Here is a 23,177-nt window from a genome sequence, read left to right on the forward strand (position 1 = left end):
GAAATCAGGCTGTCATTTGATTTCGGGCCTGCTTTTTTGTTACTTTTTTGCAGGAGCAAAAAAGTAAAAGCAATCAGAACAACTTTCGAAAGCAGATGGCATTTTCAAAACACTTTAATATATCAAGAGGTGTAAGTTACCTTTATCGTTTACTCCTACACGTTATAACACACCACCCAACACCCACAAGCCCCATTCAGATTTCCTTACGCAACGCCAACCCATAATACCCCGGTAACAATTCGTTCACATTCCCTTAATCTTGGCGTAACGCCGGGGTAACATTGCGATAATAGTTTTGCGTCCAAACGACATTTAGGTGAAAGTATTATTTGCATTATGCTGCTCTTTGATGATCTGCACTTCATTGTATGCGCAAAACGGAACCCTTGCTGGCCGCATTCTGGACGGTAAAACAAACACACCCATGGCCGGCGTAACGGTAACCATTGCTGCAGATAAAAGCAAGGCTTCCGACCTGGAAGGCAGGTACCTGTTCAATTTACCCGCAGGCACTTACTCCATCAGCTTCCGCTCGGTTGGCTACAACACCAAAACCATCAGCGATGTAGTGGTAAAAGCCAACAGCACCGAAGAACTCAACATTGTAATGGAACAGCAGGCACAGGAAATGGCCGGTGTAGTGGTTACTGCATCATCGCGCCGCGAGTCGGTGGCTTCCATGCTTACACTGCAACGCAACAATGCCGCCATTTCCGATGGCATTTCGATTGAAGCCATCCGCAAATCACCGGACCGCAACATTGGCGAAGTGCTGAAAAGGGTTAGCGGCACTTCCATCCAGGACGATAAGTTTGTGGTGGTGCGTGGTCTTTCCGACCGCTACAATGTGGCCCTCATCAATGGTGCGCTGCTGCCCAGCACCGAGCCCGACCGCCGCGCATTTTCGTTTGATATTGTTCCCTCCAACCTCATTGATAATATCCTCATCAACAAAACGGCATCACCCGATCTGCCCGGCGATTTTTCCGGTGGCATTGTGCAGGTAATGACCAAAGACATCCCCTTCCGCAACTTCCTTAATGTGCAGGTTGGCGGCAGCTACAACTCTATTTCCACCGGCAAGCGCTTTGATATTGGCCTGCTCGAGGCTACCGACTATTTGGGCTTTGACAACGGCACCCGTGCACTGCCCGGCAAGTTTCCCAGCCGCCGCCGCTACCTGAGTTATAATGCCGATGCAACGGCTGATCGCCGCATTGCTGCATCGCGCATCATGCGCAACAACTATGGCAGCCGTTACGATGGCAATGCACTGCCCGGCCTCAACTTCCAGGCAAACTGGGGTGGCCGCAAAGAGCTGAACAACGGCGGTACACTGGGCGCTGTGTTGGCCCTTATTTACCGCAACAGCCAAAGCATCCAGTTCAACGAACGCCGCGATTACCAAACACCCGATAAAACAGAACTCACTCCGGGCAACCTGTTCTTCAACTATCGCGATACGCAGTATTCGTTCAACACCAACATTGGTGTGCTGGCCAATTTTGCATACAAAAAAGGCAACACTAAGATTGTGTTGAAAAACATTGTGAACCGCTTGTTTGAAAACAACAACCTGGTACGCAGCGGCACCAATTACGACAACCAACAGATAGTAAATGCAAACGCAGCCATTGCTGTTGAAAAGTCGCTTATTTCATCGCAGCTGGAAGGCGAGCACCTGCTGAGCAACCGCAACGACCGCCTGCGCTGGAACGTAAACTACGGCCTTACCATGCGCAACCAACCCGACTATCGCGTATTGCCTTATGCCAAAAGTTTGTCGGAAGAAAACAACAAAGCGGAGCCGATGAAAATTGTGTTGCGCGACACGTATCGCTTTTGGAGCGAGCTGTTGGAAAATGCATTTGGCGCAAACGTGAACTACAGCATCCCGGTTACTTTTGGCGGGCAAAAACAAACCTTTAAAGCAGGTGGTTTTGCGCAATATAAAGTACGTGATTTCAGTACCCGCATTTTCCGCTACGAGCAGGCATCTTCAACATTGAATCCTGCGCTGCCCTCATTGCCTCCCACCAAGATTTTTAATGACGGCAATATTTACCGCGAAGGTTTTGTGCTGGGCGAAATCACCAACAACACCGATAAGTACGATGCAACATCTGGCCTGTATGCAGGCTATGCCATGATTGATGGACGCATTGCCGAAAAGCTGCGTGCTGTATATGGCGTGCGGGTTGAGGCGTTTAATTTTAATGTAAACACTGCCGACTTTTCGGGCCAGGCTGTAACGGTTAACCGCAACTACCTTGATGTGTTGCCTTCGTTGAACCTGACCTACAACCTAACTGCAAAAAGCAACCTGCGTTTCTCTGCATCACGTACGGTATCGCGTCCTGAGTTTAGAGAGGTAGCCAACTTTGCTTACTTCGATTTTGTTCGCAATGCACAATTAAAAGGCAACACAGATTTGAAGCGTAGCCAGAACACCAACTTAGACCTGCGTTTTGAAACATACGCCAAAGCGGGTGAAGTGATCTCGGGATCCGTTTTTTACAAACACTTTAAAAACCCCATTGAGCAGGTAGTGGTAAATGGATCGACGCCGAGCAACCTGTTGCTTTCGTACACCAACCCCAATGCGGCCACCACGTATGGCGTAGAAGTGGAAGTACGCAAAAACCTGGGCTTTGTGGGCGCTTCGTGGATGGAGAACCTGATGTTTAACCTGAATGCGGCATACATGAAATCAAAAGTGGATTTCAATGAAAACTCTAACCCGTTCGATCCGGCCAGGCCATTGCAAGGTTTGTCGCCTTGGCTGTTTAATGCAGGCCTGCAATACGCACTGCCCGAAAACAAAGTAACCTTCAGCGCATTGGTGAACCGCATTGGCCAGCGCATTGCTGCAGTAGGTTTCCAGGGCTACCCCGACATTTATGAAAACGGCCGCACCGTAGTGGATGTGCAAACTGCAGTGAAAGTGCTGAAAGGAAAAGGCGAAGTAAAACTGAACCTATCCGACCTGTTGAACCAGCGTGCCGTGTTTTATCAAAACGTAGACCCCAACGACAGCAGGGCATATAACAAAGGCACCGATCGTGTGCAGTACAGCTTTTTGTATGGCCGCAACATTTCGGTTGGATTTACTTACAACTTTCAATAGCTCAAACCGATCCTTATTTATCCAGCCCGGCTTTGCAGCCGGGCTTTTTTGTGCACAACAATCATGCACCAAAAACATACACCATGTACACCACGCATTGCTTAACGATAGCTTAATCTATACATAACATTGGGGTCATATTACACTGGTTGTTTTGCAGCATAATAAATACGAAGCAATATGCTGTTACAGAAAAAGTTTTTTCAATTGCTGGTTGTTGGTTTTGCAGCCCTTACCCTTACTGCATGTACCAAAGACGAAGATGAAGATGAAGACCTGATTGACCCACCCACCAACAGTGTGCTTACCGGTTCGCTCACCGAAAGCAGGACACTGACCGCAGACAAAAAATGGACCCTGAAAGGATATGTGTACGTACCCAATGGCGTTACCCTCACCATTGAGCCGGGCACTACCGTTGTAAGCGATGTAACTGAAAAAGGCGCACTGTGCATTGAACGTGGCGGCAAGATCATTGCCAACGGCACTGCCGATAAACCTATTGTATTTACTTCCGGAAAAGCAGAAGGATCAAGGGCTCCAGGCGATTGGGGCGGTGTTGTGATCCTGGGCCGTGCTACTACAAACAGAACTTCTACGCCGGTTATTGAAGGCGGCCTCGACCGTCCTTATGGCGGCAACGATGATAACGACAACAGCGGTTCGTTGAAATATGTGCGCATTGAATATGCCGGTGTTGCCGCATTTGCTAACTCCGAGATCAACGGCCTTACACTGGGTGGTGTAGGCAGCGGCACTACGCTGGAAAACATCCAGATTGTATACGGCAACGATGATGCATATGAGTTTTTTGGTGGCACTGTAAATGCAAAGTATCTGGTAGCATATGCCACTGCCGACGACGACTTTGATTTTGATTTTGGCTACCGTGGTAAAATACAATTTGGCGTGGCTATGCGCGACCCGCAGTTTGTAGACAATGGTGATGCAGGCAATGGTGTTGAAGCCGATAACGATGGTACCGGTTCTACTGCAGCTCCGTTTACCAAGCCTGTACTTTCCAACTTTACCTGGATCGGGCCTAACAATGCATCGGGCACATTGGCCAACCACAACTTTGGCAACCGCTGGCGCCGTGCAGCACAATTTGTTGTGCGCAACTCGGTGCTGTTGGGATGGCAAAAAGCCGGCTTGTCAATTGAATCGGATGCTACTGCACAAGCCTATAAAGATGGTGCTGCTGAATTCAAAAACAACGTAGTTCATTCCAACGCAGCTGCTGATATTTTCAAAAGCAATTCGTCGGTAATGACTGCTGCTGCCATGGAAACAAAAGCACTTGCTGAAGGCAACGTGAAGCTCACCAGCCCTGATGGTGTGCTGACTGCACCTTTTAGCCTTACTAGCCCCAACCTGGCCCCGGTAGCAGGCGGCGCAGCAGCCGCTGGTGCCGACTTTGCTGGCCTGGATGCATTCTTTACACCTACTGCATATAAAGGTGCTGTAGGTGCTACCAACTGGCTGCAAGGCTGGACCCGTTTTCCTGCAAAAGGCCAATAACCATTGCACACCGTCCATACCTTTTATACGTTTGCCCCGGGTTATCCCGGGGCATTTTTATAATATTGAATACCTAAACTATTTATGCACAAACTATTTATTTCCATAGCACTCATTGGCCTGGTTACTGCTTGTAAAAATGCATCCCATCCGGAGCAAAATATTGGTGCCGACACAACAAAAAATGCAACAGCAACTGCGCTGCAACTGGACGGCGTTGACCGCATTGAATTGTTTTTTTATCCCGATCCTGCGGATCGTAAAAACTTCCAGCAGTTGGATGTTACCGACACGGCCATCATCCATGCATTGACGCGAAATGTGGAGCAGGAGCCCGTCACGCAAGCTGAATGCCCGCATGATGTAAAAATGTTTTTGGTGCGCAATGGCGAGGTGTTTAAAACGGTGTATGGCGCTACAGCCGATAGTTGTAATTACTTGGCGTATGCCATCAACAGCAAGCCGTTTTATACAAGACTCCATAAAGATGCAAAGACATTGCTTGATTCATTGCGGGGTGTAGCCAAGTAAAATAGTACCTGTGTATTTTAATTATGCTTTTTTACAAAAGCGTTTGGTATTTGTTTGTCATGCTGAGCGCAGCGAAGCATCTGAGTGTTGGCACTTTAAGTACTGTTGTAAAAAAGCAGGCTCGCTTTTATGTCAATGTTTGTCTAGGTGCAGGCTCAGGTCCTTCGCTGCGCTCAGGATGACAAAGGCAAGCGGCTATACGTAATGAAAAAGCGTGGTTGTAATAGTTGTAATGTTTGCTGAACGTAAATCCAACCGCACAAGTGTGCGACGCAAGTAAAGCCCGATCAATGTACAATAGCCGGCTACATAAAAAAGCTCCCATCTCTTGAAGAGATGGGAGCTTTGAGTTTTACTCACAATCTTATTTCCTTAAAAATGCAACAACATCAACGCAGGTTTAATGCCGCTTTGCCATCAATGCCCTGGCTTGTAGGCATATGCTATTTCATATGCCTGGTTCTTCAGCTCAGGCAGCATTTGGCCCACTGATAAATCCAGCCGTTGCGGGCTTGGCTCACACACCGAATACTTCATGCCATTGTACTCAATAGTATTGCCAAAAGGCTTGTCAAACTGCACGGCCACCGTTACATGTTTGGGATAAGTGATCACCAGCATCGGCAGGTTGTAAATTTCTTTTACCAGAAAAAAGAATAGCGCCGCACGGTCTTCGCAATCGCTGAACTCCGATAGCAATGTTTGCTCCGCCGACATGCGTTTTTCGCTGCCAAATATTTCGCTGTCGTTCTTGAATAAAAAAGCATAGCGGGTAAAGCGCATCAAAAAGTCCACGCCTTCTTTTGGCTTCAAACCCTTTACCTCTTTTTGCAACGATGGGATAAGCGATTGATATGTGGGGCCGCTCAATGGAATGTTGAATTGCAAACTGTAATCGACCACCGGGTAATTGGTGAACAGCGTTTTGATCTGCGGGTTTACTTTGATGCGAAACCGGTAGCGGCTGCCGCCGTCTTCATACTCCACCTGCCGCTCTGTATAATCGGTGCTGGCAAACTGCGGCAGGCGCACCACTTTGTAAGAAAATGGCCGTGCATCGGCAACTACGTGCACCGGGATTTGATGAAACCGGTTTTGCGCAAAATCGATCGAGCCGTAATCGTGGTAGTTGAGGCAAACATATTGTTTGCCTTCCTGCATGCGGTAGGGAATATTGTAAATGCTTTCGTTGCTCTGCACATACAGCAACAAATAATTGCCCGAATAAGTAAGCTGTGCATCGTAGCCCGAATGCAGCAGCAACCAGTATTTGTAAATGGTGTAGCGATAATAGTTGGCAGCCTTTGGGCTGAGTTGTTGGGCCATCCGCCGCACCAGTTGGTAATACAGCCAGTCGTCGGTTTCGGCCTTTTGCGTGTATGCTGTCAGCGCATCCAAGTAAGGCTGCATCTGCTCTGTGTTTATTGCAGCTACTGCAGCTTCAATGCTTTGTTCAGATAGTTCATTAAACGCAGGTGTTGGCGTATGTGCGGGCACCGTAATGTTTTCGCCAAAAAAGTCGATGTAAATGCTTTTTTGCTGCGCGGTTACATTCAACGCAAGCAGGAGCAAGAGGGAAAATAATATGCGGTGCGGTGCTTTCAACAGTAGCTAAAGTTACCGAAATAACTTAACCATAAGATAATATTGAAAGCCCGATCCGGATCAGTTGACGAAAATCATTTGAGCTTTTGCTTGGTGCTGTCCAGCGTAAAACCAAAGGTGGTGCCGATGCCTTCCTTGCTGCGCACATGCAGGCTATGGCCATGCGCTTCGATAATGTGCTTGCAAATGGACAGGCCCAGTCCGCTGCCTTTTACATCGCGGCCGCGGCCCTCGCGGGTACGGAAAAAGCGTTCAAAAACGCGGATCAGGTGCTTTTCGGGGATGCCCATGCCGTCGTCGCTGATCTCTACCAGTATGTGCCGCCCGTCGGTGTTGTACACCGATGCCACGGTGCTGCCGTTGGTTTTGCCATACTTTACCGAGTTGTCTACCAGGTTGAGCACCACCTGCCGGATGCGGTCTTTATCGGCATATACCACCAGTGGCTGCTCGCAGCCTTTTTTAATGGAAAAAGAAATGTTTTGTTGTTCGGCTTTTAGCGCCAGCGTTTCAAATGCTTCGCGGATTACATCCTGGATCACAAAAGGTTGTGGATGGATCTTCAGCTCGCCGCTTTCGAGGCGGGAAATTTCATCAAGGTCCTGCAGCAACCGCGACAGGCGGGTAACGTTTTGCGCGGCTTTTTCCAAAAAACGCCGGGTCAGTTCGGGGTTTTCCATAGCGCCTTCCAGCAGCGTATCTACATAACCCTGTATGGCGAAGACCGGGGTTTTAAATTCATGCGACAGGTTTTGCAAAAACTCCTTGCGAAACTCGTCGTTTTTTTGGAGCACTTCTATTTCGCGGCTGCGCTGACGGGCCCAGGCTTCCACGTCTTCCCGCACCTCGTCGATGCTTTTTTGGGGCAGTATGTATTTGTTGTAGGTCTCTTCTTTTTTAGAGGCTTTGGTTTGGTAGATAAACTTGTAGATCAGCTTGATCTTTCGGTAAATAAAGTACTGGAAAATGTATTGGATGAGCAGGTAGCTGCCGAGGAAGATGAGCACAAACGCCACCGCGGCCACCTTCCATTTCTGCTCCATGAAATAGATGCCCACGCTGATGGGTATGGCCAGTACCGCAGCGGTAAACGCCGAAAGTTGCCGGGGAGTGAGGTTTTTTGTTTTAAACATAATGAAGTCGGAAGACGGAAGTCCGATGTCCGAAGATGTGTAGAGGCGGCCTGCGTTTAAAGTTAAATTTGATTTTGGAAACGGGCGTCAGGGTCGGCATAATGCCCCTAATGTCTCTCTTCTTCGGACACCGGACTCCCGTCTTCCGACCTCCTCACAATTCAAACTTATACCCCACGCCTTTTACCGTAGTAATACAATCAACGCCCATTTTCTGGCGGATTTTGCGGATGTGCACGTCGATGGTGCGGTCACCAACAATCACATCGTTGCCCCATACCTGGCTCAGGATCTCGTTGCGCAGAAAAACGCGGCCGGGCTTGGAGGCCAGCAGGTGCAACAGTTCAAACTCTTTTTTTGCTAGCACAATTTCCTTGCCTTCGTATTCCACCAAGAACTTTTCGGGATCGATGGTAAGGCTGCCAATGGTGATGGCGTGCTGCACTTCGGGGGAGGGCAGGCGGCGCAGCAGGGCGGCCACTTTGCTTAAAAATACCTGTGGGCTGATGGGCTTGCTCACATAATCGTCGGCGCCGGTGGTGAGGCCTTTGATCTGCGTGGCCTCGTCGCTGAGGGCGGTTAAAAACAGGATGAGTGTGTTTTTAAACTGCGGCTGTGCCCGCAATATTTCGCAAACCTCTACGCCGTTTTTGCGGGGCATCATAATGTCCAGCACCACCAGGTCGGGGCTAAACCGGCGAGCCGCATCCAGCGCATCGTCGCCATCTTTGGCGGTAGCCACTTCGTAGCCGGCTTTTTCGAGGTTGTATTTCAGGATTTCGAGAATGTCGGGCTCGTCGTCGGCAATCAGTACTTTTCTTGCCTTTGTGCTCATGTAAGGGGCTTTTTCGTTGGGGGCAAACCTACTCAATTCCATTTGGTAACGGCCTGTTTACGCAGAGTTAATAATTACTTAACCAACAGGGCGGCTGCTAACGGCCCCGCTACTATTTCCATAAAAATCTATCTTTGGCGCCCTAAATAGTCCAATACCTGCCAAACCAAACCCCGCTCATGCCGATGAACGAACTTACTGATAGCGAACTGTTGGCGCAGTTTCGGCAACCCCAAAGCAGGGAGGCCGCTTTTACCAAGATCATCAAAAAATACCAGGAGCGCCTGTATTGGCACATCCGCCGGCTGGTGGTAACCCACGACGATGCCAACGATGTGCTGCAAAACGTATTTATCCGGGTATGGAAAGGTCTGGACAATTTCAAGGAAGAATCACAACTCTACACCTGGCTGTACCGCATTGCCACCAACGAATGTCTTTCGTTTTTGGAAGGCCAGAAAAAACGGGCCGCGGTATCGCTCAGCGATGTGGAAAGCGGTCTCAGCAATACACTACACGCCGAAAAAGGCTTCGACGCCAACAAACTGGAATGGAAACTGCAACTGGCCATCCAGCAACTGCCCGAAAAGCAACGGGTGGTGTTTACCCTGCGGTATTACGATGAAATGCCTTACGAGGAAATGAGCCGGGTGCTGGACACCAGCGCCGGGGCGCTTAAAGCCAGCTATCACCACGCAGTAAAAAAAATTGAGGATTTTATACAAAACCGTTAAACCACGGAGCACTAAAAGGGTCTTAGGAACGCAAACATGAATAGCCGTATAGACATACACAGAGAACTTGAACAACTCAACAGCAGTTTGCCCCTGAATGCAAAGATGCCCGTTTTTGATCTGCCCCAAGGTTACTTTGAAAACTTTGCCTCTGCTGTACTGGCTATTGTGAAAGGCAACACTGCTGAAAGTGCCTCTGAAGAACTGGCTGCCCTGTCACCCCTGCTGGCGGGCCTGCCTAGGCAAACACCCTTTGCTATACCCGAAAACTATTTCCATGAAAACTTGGTGCCGCCGGTAACTGCAGCGGAAGAGTTACCGGCATGGATGCATCAGGCCCGTACCATGCCCCATGCTGTGCCCGCAGGCTATTTCGACAACTTTAGCGCGGCTGTGCTGCGACAGGTGGCCCCGAAAAAAGAGCAGGGCCGCGTGGTTTCGATGTTTTCGCGCAATTGGGTACGCTACGCAGCCGCGGCTGTGGTTACAGGCGCCATCGTGCTGGGCGGATTTTTGTTCTCCGGCAACAATGGGCCCAGCCTTTCCAGCCAGCCCGAAGCATGGCTGGAAAATAAGCTCCGTAATGTAAGCAGCGAGGAACTGGACGACTTTATTGAAGTAGTGGAAATCGCTGGCACAGAAACTGCCTTACAAAAAGGCGCCAGCCGCCCCGAAGTGCGGCGTATGCTGAAGGATGTGCCGGTTAGTGAGCTGGATGCGTTTTTGGATCAGCTGCCTGCCGACACGGAGCAATTAAACTAACAAAACCTATGAAAAAAATTTTATACAGTATTATTCTTTCCCTGCTCTTTTCCACAGCCGCCCTTGCGCAAGACGATGATGGGCCCGGCGGACAGGTACGGGAACGGATGACCGAATATATTCAGAAGAAACTGGGCCTGAGCAAACGCGAAGCCGACCAGTTTGGACCCGTTTTTCTCAACTACTTCAACGACCTGCGCAAGACCACGCAGGACAACCGCGGCGACCAACTGGTGCTGCAGCAAAAGGTAGCCGAGCTGCGCCTCAACTACCGCGGACAGTTTAAAAATATTGTAGGCGATAAACGCAGCAACGACGTGTTCAAACATGAACGCGACTTTGTGGACGAGGTAAAACGAATGCGTGAAGAACGTGCAAGGGAGCGCACAAACAACCGACCCAACAATCGCCCAAATAAAAGAGGAAACGAGCCGTTGTAGAAAAACACTTTTTCCCCTATATTTGAAACTGGTGTTTTTCATAGGTTAGCAACGGCCGGCCCTTTTCAGGGCAGGCCTTTTTTTATGTCCGCACTTTTCTACAACACGTGATTTTGTTTTTGGTTGCGCTTGCACGTCATCACATATAAAATGCTCTTCCGGGTAAATAGCGCAGCAGCAATATTTTAGCCCAAATAAAGCGGTGACGATGCGCTACTCGCTATAACAGGCAATGGGCAACGCATAACTACAGCCACGCGGCAAATTCAATCTTTCGCTTTCACAAAAACGGTCATCAGCATTTGTAAAAACATGCCTAACCCGCTGCACGAAGCATTTTTGTGATGTACGCAATCTGGCCCAGGTGGTAAATATCGTGCTGAACAATGCCGTGCAGCAAGTGCCTGAATGTATAATTGCGCCCCGCCACCAATTCATCAAGCAAACTATCTTCTAAGGTTTGCAATGTCCGCAGTAGGTCGGCTTGCGATGTTTCCAATTCTTGCAATCCTTTGGCAAAGGTATATTCCGAATCGGGTGCTGCAGGGCGCCAATCGGCAGTTTCAAAAAGCGACACATCCGGGCTACTGTCCGGTTGCAGCCGGCTGATTGTAAACTGCCGCCAGTTGGCCATATGCCAAATCAGCTGCGCAATACTGTGCTGGCCCTGCGGTTGTTCGTATGCTTCCTGTTCAGTAATACCTGTAAGCAATTGTTGCGCAGGTTTGCCAAACCAGGGGTCGCCGGCCCAGGTATCTTTCAGTTGCTCCGCAATGATTTGTATTTCGCGGTTATTCATGGCTGTGGGTTTGTGGTTGGGTGAATACAATATTTGAATGGCGTAAAATTAAGCGCAGCCACCGTGCTGCTTTTTTCAAAATGATGAATGGCGATGGGGAAGACCCGCTAACCAGCAGAGTTGTCATGCCGACGCATGTCGGCATCTCCTTGTGCGGTAGTAGACACTGATAAAAGAAGGAGATGCCGAATGGAGCTCGGCATGACAGACACTAATTGTTTTGTAGTCACATCGCTTTGGCTAAACCATAGAGCAACAAAATCGTGCTACAAAAAAAGCCCGCGGCAACCGCCGCAGGCTTTCCATATTAATCATATTCAATCCAAATTATCCTAGTTCTTCCTACTTCGACAGGTACATGCTCCGGTCTTTATACAACTGGCGGAAATAAGGATCCCTCAGGTCTTTAATGAAGCGGATGGCCTCGCCGGTCGATTTCATCTCAGGGCCCAGCTCTTTGTTTACGCCTGGAAACTTGTTGAACGAGAACACCGGTTCTTTGATGGCAAACCCGTTCAGCTTTTTCTCAAAAGTAAAATCGGTGAGCTTGGCCGCTCCCAACATGATCTTGGTGGCGATGTTGAGGTACGGGATATCGTACGCCTTGGCAATAAACGGCGTGGTACGCGATGCGCGGGGGTTGGCTTCAATTACATACACTTTGCCGTCTTTAATGGCAAACTGGATGTTGATCAGGCCTTTGATGTTGAGGGCCCGCGCAATTTTTTCGGCATAGTACTCCATGGTGGTAACGGTAAGCGGTGGCAGGTTAAATGCCGGCAGCACCGCGTTGGAGTCGCCGCTGTGGATACCAGCCGGCTCAATATGCTCCATCACACCCATTACGTGGAAATTCTCGCCGTCGAACAGGGCATCAATCTCGGCCTCCTGGCAGCGGTCCAGGAAATGGTCGATCAGGATTTTGTTGCCGGGAATATGTTTCAGCAACGAGATTACCGCTTTTTCCACCTCGTCGTCGTTGATCACAATCCGCATCCGCTGACCGCCCAATACATAGCTGGGGCGCACCAGCACGGGGTAGCCCACTTTGTTGGCCACGGCCACGGCTTCATCCACATCGTATGCAGTGCCGTACTCGGGGTACGGAATTTCCAGTTCTTTTAATTTATCGGAAAAACGGCCGCGGTCTTCGGCCAGGTCCATGCTGTCGAACGAAGTACCAATGATCTTGATGCCTTTCTCGGTCAGCTTTTCAGCCATTTTCAGTGCCGTTTGCCCACCCAACTGCACAATCACACCTTCGGGTTTTTCGTGCTCGATGATTTCCCACAGGTGCTCCCAGAATACGGGCTCGAAGTAGAGTTTATCGGCAATGTCGAAATCGGTGGAAACGGTTTCGGGGTTGCAGTTCACCATGATGGATTCGTAACCGCATTCCCGCACTGCCAGCAGGCCGTGCACACAGCAGTAGTCGAACTCGATGCCCTGCCCAATGCGGTTGGGACCCGAGCCCAGCACAATGATCTTCTTTTTATCCGTCACCTTGCTTTCGTTGGCACCCCCTTCTTCAAACGTGCTGTAGAAATATGGGGTTTTGGCGGCAAATTCCGCAGAGCAGGTATCTACCATTTTAAACACCCGGGTAATGCCTGCAGCCTTGCGCTTTTCGTACACTTCTTCTTCGTTGCCACCGCGGCTGATGCGGGCAATCTGGTCGTCGGAAAAACCGTTGACCTTGGCTTCTTTCAGCAGATCCAGCGGAATGTCTTCCACGTAATATTTGGCCAGTTCCTTTTCAATGTTCACGATCTTTTGGATCTCGTACAGGAACCAGCGGTCGATGCCGTTCGTTACTTTAGAAATGGTTTTTACACTCACACCCAGCATCAGCGCATCCTTAATGCGGAAGATGCGGTCCCATTTCGGTGTTTTGATGTATTCGATGAGTTCCTCGGCGTGCATCTGGCTTTTGCCATAATAGCCCAAACCAACGGCGTTGTTCTCCAGGCTCTGGCAGGCTTTCTGGATGGCTTCGGTAAACGAGCGGCCGATGCCCATCACTTCACCTACGCTTTTCATTTGCAGGCCCAGCGTATCGTTGGCACCTTTGAATTTATCAAAATTCCAGCGTGGAATTTTTACAATCACATAGTCCAGCGCGGGCTCGAAATAAGCCGAAGTGGTTTGAACAATCGGGTTGGTCAGCTCGTCCAGCGTGTAGCCAATGGCCAGTTTGGAAGCGATCTTGGCAATGGGGTAACCCGTGGCTTTGGAAGCCAGCGCCGAAGAGCGGCTTACGCGGGGGTTGATCTCGATAGCAATGATCTCTTCGGTATCGGGGTTGAGGGCAAACTGCACGTTACAGCCGCCGGCAAAATTGCCCAGGTCGCGCATCATCATGATGGCGGTGTTGCGCATTAATTGAAACGCGGTATCGCTCAGCGTCATGGCCGGCGCCACGGTGATGGAGTCGCCAGTGTGCACGCCCATGGGGTCGAAGTTTTCCACGGTACAAATAATCACCACGTTGTCGGCGGCGTCGCGCAGCAGCTCCAGCTCGTATTCTTTCCAGCCCAGCACGGCTTGTTCCACCAGCACCTCGTGTATGGGCGATGCCTGCAGGCCGCGGGTCAGCGCCTCGTCCAGGTCGTCTTTATCGTGTACAAAACCACCGCCGGTACCGCCCAGGGTAAACGAAGGGCGGATTACCAGTGGAAAACCGATTTCCTGTGCAAACTCTTTGCCTTCGAGGAAGGAGTTGGCTGTTTTTGCACGGGCCACCTGCACACCCAGTTGAATCATCCACTGCCGAAACTTTTCGCGGTCTTCGGCTTTATCGATGGCTTTGATGTCCACACCAATCAGGCGTACGCCATATTTTTCCCAAATGCCCAGGTCTTCGGCTTCTTTGGCCAGGTTGAGGGCGGTTTGGCCTCCCATAGTGGGCAGCACGGCATCGATCTGGTTTTCTTCCAGGATCTGTTCAATACTTTCCACGGTCAGGGGCAACAGGTACACCCGGTCGGCCATCATGGGGTCAGTCATAATGGTGGCGGGGTTCGAGTTGATCAGGATCACTTTGATTCCTTCCTCGCGCAGGCTGCGGGCAGCCTGCGTACCGGAGTAATCGAATTCTGCGGCCTGCCCAATTACAATGGGACCGGAACCGATGATGAGCACTGTCTTTATGGAGTTGTCTTTAGGCATCAGCGTTGAAGAAATTTAACGGGTTCTAAAGTTCGAAAGTTCACCAGTTCACGGGTTCAGCAAGTTGTTGTGTATGGGGTTCAATAAAACTTAAACCACTTAGCACCGGAACTTGCGAACGTTCCTTATTGGGCATAAAAAAACCGGGTTTATGCCCGGGGTGCAAAAGTAAGGGAAAAGAAAAACCAGCAGCATAGAAATTAAAGCATTCGCCAAACTTTATGGAAATGGCGCCGGGGGCAACTTTTTTGGCGCCTGTTTTTCCCGAATATTCAAACACTCCGGTTGCTTAATATTGTGCTATGGGAAGCCGACCATTTTTCCGCTGCTTACAAATTACCGCTGGTATTTTTTGGGCCCTGGTCATTGCTAAGAGCATCGCAGGCTTTGTGATACCTGTTGGCATCACTTTGGCGTTCATGGGATTGATGCTGTTGTTCATGACCCTTTCCCATTTCAGGGAGCGGAAGTTGGCAGCTTATTATCCTTCACTGTTCATGGCAGCGTTAGTTGCCGCGGTGTTTGCCTGGATACACTTGGGGCAGGCGCAATAAAAAAGGGCCTTTCGGCCCATTTCCTTACATCTGCGAAAAACCATCGGTTCCGCCGTTGTAGTTGCCGCCAGTAGCGCCGGCAGTTTGGTGGTGTTGGCCACCTTGCTTGCCATTGATCATGTCGCGAACATTTTGCGGAACATTGTCTTCATACACTTTCATTGCCTTTTGCTTCAGCTGATCTTTCTCGGCTGCGGTCATTTTGGAGTACTTATAATATCCAAAAGCAGCGGCGCCGGCCAGCAGCAGGGGGCCTAATCCAAGACGTGCCATAGTAATGCGGTTTAAAAAGGTTTATAAAATATGGTTAAGTCAGCCTTTAGGGGCTTGCATCATTACGTTATAAAATATCATACCGGATTAGGCAAACGGGTGGCCGGAAATGGTTGGGCGTAAAAAATATACTTTTGCTGGCCCTTGTTGGGCCCAATTGCCGCATTTACCGGTGGGCCGCCCTAACCTGTGGAATAAAGATTGCTGCCCTTTATACACTTAAAAAATGTGATCCCTGATGATGAATTGCAGCCGTGCCGCCATTGCCCTTTTTTGCCTACTGCTTTCCTGCCCTGTTTTTGCCCAAAATAAGTACCCGCAAAATTACTTTCGGCACCCGCTGAATATACCCATGGAACTGGTGGCCAACTTTGGCGAGCTGCGTTCCAACCACTGGCACATGGGGCTCGACATCCGCACCCAGCAACGCGAAAACCTGCAGGTGTTTGCATCGGCCGAAGGTTATGTGGCCAAAATAAAAATAGAGCCCGGCGGCTTTGGCCGTGCCCTTTACATCAATCATCCCAACGGGCTCACCACGCTGTATGCACACCTCAACGACTTTGCGCCGGCTATTGAGCAATGGGTGAAGGCAGAACAATATAAACGTCAGTCGTGGGCTGTGGAGCTGCAGGTGCCGCCCCAGCTTTTCCCGGTTACCAAAGGGCAGTTTATTGCTTACAGTGGCAACACCGGTGGCTCTCAAGGGCCGCATGTGCATTTCGAGATCAGGGACACCCGCACCGATAAATGCCTCAACCCGCTCTTATTTGGTTTTCCGCTGCCCGATGCGGTGCCACCCACCATCAGCAGGCTGGCCCTGTACGATCGCAACCGCAGCGTATACCACCAAACGCCGCAAGCTCTTTCGCTGAAAAAAACCGGTGCGTTTTTTAGCCTTGCTACAGGCGGCGTGTTGCGCAGCGCATCCAACCGCATTTCGTTTGCCCTTACGGCCATCGACCGATTTACCGGCTACACCAACCCCAATGGCGTGTATTGCGGCCGCATTTGGATGGACGATGTGCTGCAATCGGAGTTTGTGCTGGACAGCATTGATTACAATGAAACGCGGTACATGAATGCCCACACGGATTACCGTTACAAGGCAGTGGGCGGGCCATGGCTGCAGCACCTGAGCCGCATGCCCGGCGATACTACCAATGTATACCACCGCACACCAGGCGATGGCGTGCTGTACCTGCAGGACACCGGTACACACCCGGTGCGCATTGAAGTGCTCGACGCCGCGGGCAACGCTACGGTGGTGCAGTTTTCGGTGCGCTACGATCCGCTGTTGCAAAAGCAGTACGGCACTGCCCCGGAGCAATTGGTACCCGGCGAAGTGAATGTATTTGAGCGGGATTCATTTGAACTGTACACGTCGGAATTTGCGCTGTACGATACGGTGAATGTGAGTTTTACCCAATCGAACGGTGGTGCCACTGGTGGCCTTTCGCCACTGTATACTTTTTTGAGCAGCAGCATTCCCACCCACGATTCGGTTACGGTGCGCATTCGGGTGCCGCAGCAGCTACCGGCGGCGCAGCTGAACAAACTGGTAATCAAAAGCGTTGCAGGTACCCGTACCGTGGTAGAAAAGCCGCGGGTATTGGGCGGCTGGGCGGTTGCCAAGTTCCGGCAGTTTGGCACGTTCCAACTACTGGCCGATACCTTGCCTCCTACCCTTCCGGCTCCGGGCCCAGGTGCGGTTGTGGATGCCCGTAAGTTGAAGCGCATTTTGTTTACACCCAAAGACAATATGGATAAAATCGCATCGTTCAGGGCCGAAGTGAACGGACAGTGGTTGCGTTTTACCAACGATAAGGGCCGCACCTGGATCTACAATTTTGATGAAAAATTTCCAATGGGCGAAAGCACACTTCGGGTAGCCGTTACCGATATTGCCGGCAATGAAACACTGAAAGAGTGGCGGATCTCGCGGTAGCAAAATGTGATTGATTAACGATGCAATTGGGACAAGACGCGAACATCTGCTAAAACCTTTTTGACTTTTACCTTTTGAATTTTGACTTAAAATAAAAGACAATGGCTACAACACTTAAGGCTGGCGATGCGGCACCGCAGTTTACCGCAAAAGATCAGAATGGCATTGATGTATCGCTGAAGGATTTCCGGGGCAAAAAGTTGGTGCTTTACTTTTACCCGGCTGATGATACGCCAACCTGCACCCAGCAGGCCTGCAACCTGCGCGATAATTTTTCGGCGTTGAAAGCGCAGGGCTACGAAATTATTGGCGTGTCGCCGGATGATGTGGAAAGCCACAGCAAGTTTAAAAACAAATACCAACTGCCGTTTACGCTGCTCTCCGACCCCGACCGCAACATCATTGATGCCTATGGCGTGTGGGGGCCGAAGCAAATGTTTGGCAATAAATACGACGGCCTGCACCGCACTACGTTTGTGATTGATGCAGATGGTGTGATCGAGAAAATATTGAAGCGGCCGAAGAGTAAGGAGCATGCAGCGGAGATTATGAAATAACATTTCGATTTTATCCACCTCAGCACCGCAACAATTGAACACAAAAAAGCCGCCTCACAATGTGGGCGGCTTTTTCTATAGCTCATGTACCTCATTCTAGTTGTAACCAGCGTTTTGAGTCATTGCCTTGTTCGCATTCATTTCTGTTTGCGGAATTGGCAGAACAAAACGGAAGTTACCAGCAGGCAAAGTTGTTGCATTTGCGTTAGGTGCGTCTTCGGATGAACGTGTCACTGGCAAATTGCGACGTTTGAGATCGAACAGGCGGTGGCCTTCGTATGCAAGTTCCTTGAAGCGCTCTTGAAGAATGTTATTGATTGCTTCGTCTTTTGAAGCAAAGGTTACTGCGGTATTATTGGCGATACGATTGTCGCGCAACAAGTTGATATCGGCAGCAGCACCAGCCAGATCACCTGTTTCTGCTTTAGCTTCAGCGCGGATCAACAACATTTCTGCTGTGCGGAAAACTTTAGCGTCAGCAACGTTTTCGCCGGATGTTCCGAAGTCTGTGCCTGCATATTTATTGATCAACCTATTATATGCCGAACGGTTGGCTGGCAGGCGTGTTTCCACTTTGAAGTATGCCGGAAAGCGGACATCGTTTGTTTGATCAAAGCTGTCCCACATCTCATTCGATGGGTTCCAGCTAATTTGACCAATGTTGGAAGCGCTAGCGGAAGTGCCACGGAACAATGAACCCAGTTTTGACCCAATGGCATTGGTGCGACGCAGTTTGAATGCCGATTCAGTGTTTGCTGCGTCTGTCCAGATGGCCGGAAACTGAGCACGGGTGGCCAGTGGCACTGCATTGATAAACTCCGTTGCATAGGTAATGGCATTAGCCCAATCCCGAGTGTACAATGCAACACGTGCTTGTAATCCGGCAACCGTAGCAACGTTTGCACGATATACATCATTTAGGTTGTTCGGCAATAAAGCCTTTGCCGCAGCCATATCGGCTTTAATTTTCTCAAAATATGGTCCTTGTGTAATACGGGCCTGGCCTTTTAAGGTTACAGTTTCCATATAAGGCATCGCTATTGCTGCAGGGTCATAGTTGGGGCTGTAGTAGCGAAACAATTCGAAATGTGAATAGGCACGGATAAAGAGCGCTTCACCTTTTACCCGGTTGCGCAGCGCATTGTCGCCTGCTTTCATTGAGTCTGCATTGTCAATTACTGCCAACACGCGGTTAACCCGGTCAATAAGGGTATACTGTGGATAAATGGCGGTGAAGTTATCACGAATTGACACGTCGTTGATGCCGAACTGCCATTCGTGAACTGTAGCAGCGTTGTAAAACTCACCTTTCTTTACTTCGTCGGTCATTACGGCATTGAACAGGATGCTCATATCAGTGCTCATACCGGCATATGCACCAATTACTGCCTGCTCATTATTAGCTACAGTTTTAAGGGCGATGTCACCACCCACAAAGTCAGTTTCTCTAACCTCAATCACCTTTGAGCATGAAGCTGCAGAAAGGGCCATGAGGGCACAAAATGCTATTTTGATTCTTTTCATTGTCTTGTAAATTTTTCAGATGTATCCCATCCTTTCCCTAAACGTGGAAACGGATGGGATCATGCTTTGACAGTCTTATTTAGAAGTTAATATCGATACCACCCACGAACATGGTTGGGTTAGGGTATTCGTTCAGACTGATGTTGTTGTTGTCTTCAGGATCAATACCTCTCCATGGGCTCCAGATTGCCAGGTTTTGACCTTGGGCATAAATACGAGCCGATTTGATGATGGTAATACCCTTGATGCTGATTTGTGGCAGTTGGTAAGCAACTAGCAGGTTACGGAAACGCAGGAATTTAGCGTCTTCGAGATCAGCTGACGTAAAGTCGCGATCATACAGCGGCGACTGGAACCAGGCATTGTCACCAGGCTTTTGCCACTGGTTGGTCAGCAACTCACGTGAAGCGTTCACTGAAGTGTGGTAACCAGGAGTGCCACGGGTAATCCAGTTACGGGTGTTATTGCTCCGTACTACGTCAAATTGGTAAGAAAACAGTGCACTTACCGAGAAACGCTTGTAGCGAATGTCAGCGTTGAAACCACCAACATGTTTGGGCAGATAAGTGCCATATGTTGCAAAACGGGCAGCCTTAGAAAGGTCGTTTGTTACACTACCATCGGGTGCTTCATAACGAGGACGTCCGGTTGCTGGGTCGGCACCAAGATATCGCTCATCGTAGTGTGTACCGTAAGGCAGGCCAGCACGAATCAGGAATGTACCTGCAACGTATTCTGAAACACCACCGAGATCTTCGATCTTATTAACGTTGATGGAGTGGTTTGCACCCAAGGTTATCTGCAGGTCGCGGTTTCTTACTACGTCTACAGCAACTATAGCTTCCAAACCTTTGTTGCTCATACGACCAGCGTTAATATTCTGGCTGGTCGGACCGGTTGTGCTGATGCCGGCGTTAGCGGGCAGCACTTGGCTAACAAACAGATCAACGGTGGTATTTTTATATGCATCAACCGTGAAACGAGCTCTATTTTTCCACAGTGCAAAGTCGACACCTGCGTTAGCCTTGCGGATAAACTCAATCTGCAAATCAGGGTTGCCTGGTGAAGAAGGGTTCTGGCCAGTGATGGACGAACCTGCATATGCCGATGAACTGTACGAAGGAACCTGAGGACCTTGGTAGTTAGTTACCGAAGTAATGCCGCCACCGCCAATGCTATAGGATGAAGTACCGATCGAACCAATGTTAGGTACCATTCCGTACGAACCACGTACACGCAAGTCGGTCAGGATATTCTGATCTTTCAGGAAATCTTCTTTGATTGCGTTCCAGATCAAACCGGCAGACCATGTTGTGATCTCGCGGTTTGCTGCGTTTGCGATACGAGAAGTTCCGTCGCGGCGAATACTTGCAGTAGCAGTATACCGTTCGTTATATGAGTAACGGGTATTAGCAAAATAAGAACGGATGCCGAATCCGGATTTAGCAGAAGAAGCATATTGGGGATAGGTGGCTGCACCATTGGTGGGCAACGTACCTGCGTTATTGACCGTACCGGTCAGACGCGGGTCGAGGTTATAGGCATCAAAACCAAAACCTTTTTGATATCCACGTACTACTTCAAAATAAGCACCGGCTTCTATATCGTGCAATCCAAATTTCTGAGAGAATAGGGCTGCAGATGTATTGATCAGCTGAACAGCCTGACGGTTTGCTTCAATGCCACGGCCCATGTTGAACGTTTGCAACGTACCGATGTAGGAGTTGGCGTTTACATAACGGCTGTGGTTTTCGTTTGCGTAATCCAAACCTGCAGTGTTGCGCAGGGTAAGGAATGGCAACAACTGATAGCTCAGTGTCAAACCAGTATTGGTTTTCACCTGATTTTGGCGCCACTGCGAGTTTTGGATACCCTCCAACAAATTACCTACTTGCTTCAGGGCCACGTTGCTGCTTGCACCCCAATTAGGTGAACCGTCTGCATTGAATGGGTTCTCGTAAGGCTTGGCACGATATACCATCTGGAATGGGTTACGTGCACTGTTGCCCAGCCACTCGCCTTCCGACAAACGGGTACGGCTATATCCAAGCAATGAGTTGAGCGCTACTGTAAGCTTTCCAGTAGTATGCTCCAAGTTTAAACGAGTTGTATAACGGGTAAGCGAAGAACCACGGTCAATGCCTTCTTGGTCAAAATAGCTGCCCGATACAAAAAAGCGTGTCTTGTCGTTGCCACCACTCATGTTTACTTCATGAGTTTTCGAAACGCCTTGACGGAAAAGGATGTCGCGCCAGTTGCTGTTGATTCCGCGGAGACTGTCTAAAATAAAATTGTAACGTGCTTGGCTAGCAGCAAAAGGATTGCCTGCTGGAGATGTAGCGGGCAAAGTAGCATTTGCAGGGTTGTTCAGCGAATAAACCCAACCTGGAGTGCTGGTAGCAGCACCTTGAAGACCCATGCGTTCTTCATAGCTCAGGATCTCTGCTGTGTTCATCAGGTTAAGGCGATCGAAGTTGGGCGGTGTGGTAACACCATATTGGGCACGGTAGGTAACGTTGGTAGCACCTGCGCGGCCTTTTTTAGTAGTAATTACAATTACACCAGTACCGCCACGAGCACCATAAATGGCAGCAGCGCTGGCGTCTTTTAAAACAGTAATTGATTCAAAATCGTTAGGGTTGATGCTTTGCATGTCAAATGAAGGCATCGGGATACCATCAATTACATACAGTGGTTGTGCACCAGCACCAGAAATCGACTGTACGCCGCGAATGATTACGTTTGCGCTGGAACCTGGCTGGCCCGAACCGGAGTTCACCAAAAGGCCGGGAGCACGTCCTTGGAGTGCCTGGTCAAACGCACCTACGGGTACCGCGTCTACCACACGGCCGCTGAGCACGTTGGCAGCACCAGCAAAGTTGCTGCGGCGTTCACGGGTGTAACCAGTGTTCACCACTACTTCCTGCAGGCTTTGTTCGGCAGCATTCAGGGTAACGTTCACCGTGGTTCTGTTACCGATGTTTACTTCCTGTTCGGCCAGGCCTACTGAGGTAACCAACAAAGTGCGGGTGTTTGGTCCAACAGAAATGGTGAACTTACCATCCGCATTGGTGGTAGTACCGGTGTTGGAGCCTTTTACTAGGATAGATGCATTAGGGATGGGGTTACCCTTGTCATCTGTGATCGTACCGGAGATGGTACGGTTCTGTGCGAATAGCTGTACACAAACGAACAGCATACCCAGCACCAAGCAGAGCAGTTTTCTCATGTGATTGTGTTGTTTTTTGCCTGGATGGTTCGTCCTGATGTAATGCTAAAAATGCGGGGCATTTGTCAACATTTGCACCAAGTCTCATTTTCAAGACGGCGAATATATTTCTAAAAAAGACAAAACCCTTTGCTCATCAGGTTTTTTTTCACATTTATTTTTTTATAATCAAAATGGGGTTTGTTTAAAAAATATCTATTAAACCTGTTCTATTGTCACTCAAATACATCATTTATCCAAAAAACGCTGCTTTTTTGACTTATTTAACCGATTGAAAATTTTGAAAAATCGCTACCTATTTTCGGTTCATTTCTACAGATTTCTGAAATGTGCTGTATAAATCCGACAGCCCATCGTTGGTTAACCATTGTTTTTTGCAGGCCGTTTTTACCGATAAAAAAAGGCCACTGCAGAAGCAGCGGCCCACCATTAAA

At 49.4% G+C, this 23,177-nt stretch carries 17 protein-coding genes; 9 read left to right on the top strand and 8 right to left on the bottom strand.

Features of this window, described 5'->3' with window-relative positions; genetic code table 11:
• Window positions 1-319: 319 nt before the first annotated feature.
• From EPD17_RS00820 to EPD17_RS00830, 3 genes are all read left to right on the top strand, one after another.
• The gene (locus EPD17_RS00820) at window positions 320-3,130 is read left to right on the top strand and encodes a TonB-dependent receptor (RefSeq protein WP_165929479.1); all 2,811 of its coding nucleotides are present in this window, start codon (window positions 320-322) and stop codon (window positions 3,128-3,130) included.
• Between the two features lie 180 nt (window positions 3,131-3,310).
• Window positions 3,311-4,651 carry a T9SS C-terminal target domain-containing protein gene (locus EPD17_RS00825; RefSeq protein WP_114235671.1) on the top strand — a complete coding sequence of 447 codons (1,341 nt, stop codon included), beginning with the start codon at window positions 3,311-3,313 and terminating at the stop codon, window positions 4,649-4,651.
• A gap of 84 nt (window positions 4,652-4,735) precedes the next feature.
• Window positions 4,736-5,182 carry a hypothetical protein gene (locus EPD17_RS00830; protein ID WP_132050962.1) on the top strand — a complete coding sequence of 149 codons (447 nt, stop codon included), beginning with the start codon at window positions 4,736-4,738 and terminating at the stop codon, window positions 5,180-5,182.
• A 417-nt stretch (window positions 5,183-5,599) separates the two neighbouring features.
• On the opposite strand, the gene EPD17_RS00835 is transcribed toward EPD17_RS00830, so the two are convergent.
• The 3 genes from EPD17_RS00835 to EPD17_RS00845 all read right to left on the bottom strand — a co-directional run bounded on the left by EPD17_RS00835 (window position 5,600) and on the right by EPD17_RS00845 (window position 8,755).
• Window positions 5,600-6,787, bottom strand: a complete 1,188-nt coding sequence (locus EPD17_RS00835; RefSeq protein ID WP_132050964.1) for a hypothetical protein — start codon at window positions 6,785-6,787, stop codon at window positions 5,600-5,602.
• A gap of 74 nt (window positions 6,788-6,861) precedes the next feature.
• Window positions 6,862-7,920, bottom strand: a complete 1,059-nt coding sequence (locus EPD17_RS00840; RefSeq protein ID WP_114235668.1) for a sensor histidine kinase — start codon at window positions 7,918-7,920, stop codon at window positions 6,862-6,864.
• A 154-nt stretch (window positions 7,921-8,074) separates the two neighbouring features.
• The gene (locus EPD17_RS00845) at window positions 8,075-8,755 is read right to left on the bottom strand and encodes a response regulator transcription factor (RefSeq protein WP_114235759.1); all 681 of its coding nucleotides are present in this window, start codon (window positions 8,753-8,755) and stop codon (window positions 8,075-8,077) included.
• Window positions 8,756-8,940: 185 nt separating this feature from the next.
• Between EPD17_RS00845 and EPD17_RS00850 the strand changes: the two genes are divergently transcribed.
• From EPD17_RS00850 to EPD17_RS00860, 3 genes are read left to right on the top strand one after another with little or no spacing between them, the layout of a single operon-like run.
• Window positions 8,941-9,489, top strand: a complete 549-nt coding sequence (locus tag EPD17_RS00850) for an RNA polymerase sigma factor (protein WP_114235667.1) — start codon at window positions 8,941-8,943, stop codon at window positions 9,487-9,489.
• 36 nt (window positions 9,490-9,525) lie between these two features.
• Window positions 9,526-10,251: a hypothetical protein gene (locus EPD17_RS00855; RefSeq protein WP_132050966.1), complete on the top strand. Its 726-nt coding sequence runs from the start codon at window positions 9,526-9,528 to the stop codon at window positions 10,249-10,251.
• Between the two features lie 8 nt (window positions 10,252-10,259).
• Window positions 10,260-10,691 carry a hypothetical protein gene (locus tag EPD17_RS00860; RefSeq protein ID WP_132050968.1) on the top strand — a complete coding sequence of 144 codons (432 nt, stop codon included), beginning with the start codon at window positions 10,260-10,262 and terminating at the stop codon, window positions 10,689-10,691.
• A 316-nt stretch (window positions 10,692-11,007) separates the two neighbouring features.
• Here EPD17_RS00860 and EPD17_RS00865 read toward each other — a convergent pair whose 3' ends face one another.
• Entirely contained in the window at window positions 11,008-11,490 is a 483-nt protein-coding gene (locus EPD17_RS00865) for a DinB family protein (protein ID WP_132050970.1), read from the bottom strand.
• Window positions 11,491-11,832: 342 nt separating this feature from the next.
• Window positions 11,833-14,658, bottom strand: coding sequence for a carbamoyl-phosphate synthase large subunit (gene carB, locus EPD17_RS00870; RefSeq protein WP_132050972.1), 2,826 nt, complete (start codon window positions 14,656-14,658; stop codon window positions 11,833-11,835).
• Window positions 14,659-14,960: 302 nt separating this feature from the next.
• Between carB and EPD17_RS00875 the strand changes: the two genes are divergently transcribed.
• Window positions 14,961-15,212 (top strand): hypothetical protein, encoded by a 252-nt coding sequence (locus tag EPD17_RS00875; RefSeq protein WP_132050974.1) that lies wholly within the window; start codon window positions 14,961-14,963, stop codon window positions 15,210-15,212.
• A 24-nt stretch (window positions 15,213-15,236) separates the two neighbouring features.
• On the opposite strand, the gene EPD17_RS00880 is transcribed toward EPD17_RS00875, so the two are convergent.
• Window positions 15,237-15,485: a hypothetical protein gene (locus EPD17_RS00880; RefSeq protein ID WP_114235660.1), complete on the bottom strand. Its 249-nt coding sequence runs from the start codon at window positions 15,483-15,485 to the stop codon at window positions 15,237-15,239.
• Between the two features lie 238 nt (window positions 15,486-15,723).
• On the opposite strand from EPD17_RS00880, the gene EPD17_RS00885 reads away from it, so the two are divergent.
• Both EPD17_RS00885 and bcp read left to right on the top strand, forming a co-directional pair.
• Entirely contained in the window at window positions 15,724-17,433 is a 1,710-nt protein-coding gene (locus EPD17_RS00885) for a M23 family metallopeptidase (RefSeq protein ID WP_132050976.1), read from the top strand.
• Window positions 17,434-17,534: 101 nt separating this feature from the next.
• Complete coding sequence (bcp, locus tag EPD17_RS00890; protein ID WP_132050978.1) at window positions 17,535-17,990, top strand: thioredoxin-dependent thiol peroxidase; 456 nt, start codon at window positions 17,535-17,537, stop codon at window positions 17,988-17,990.
• A 96-nt stretch (window positions 17,991-18,086) separates the two neighbouring features.
• Here bcp and EPD17_RS00895 read toward each other — a convergent pair whose 3' ends face one another.
• Together EPD17_RS00895 and EPD17_RS00900 are read right to left on the bottom strand one after the other, a co-directional pair.
• Window positions 18,087-19,514 carry a RagB/SusD family nutrient uptake outer membrane protein gene (locus EPD17_RS00895; RefSeq protein ID WP_132050979.1) on the bottom strand — a complete coding sequence of 476 codons (1,428 nt, stop codon included), beginning with the start codon at window positions 19,512-19,514 and terminating at the stop codon, window positions 18,087-18,089.
• 79 nt (window positions 19,515-19,593) lie between these two features.
• A complete protein-coding gene (locus tag EPD17_RS00900) occupies window positions 19,594-22,743 on the bottom strand; it encodes a SusC/RagA family TonB-linked outer membrane protein (protein WP_132050981.1) in 3,150 nt (1,049 codons plus the stop codon).
• Window positions 22,744-23,177 lie beyond the last annotated feature (434 nt).

It is taken from the genome of Pseudocnuella soli (assembly GCF_004347775.1).
In the GTDB taxonomy this organism is placed as follows: Bacteria; Bacteroidota; Bacteroidia; order Chitinophagales; family Chitinophagaceae; genus Flavisolibacter; species Flavisolibacter aquaticus.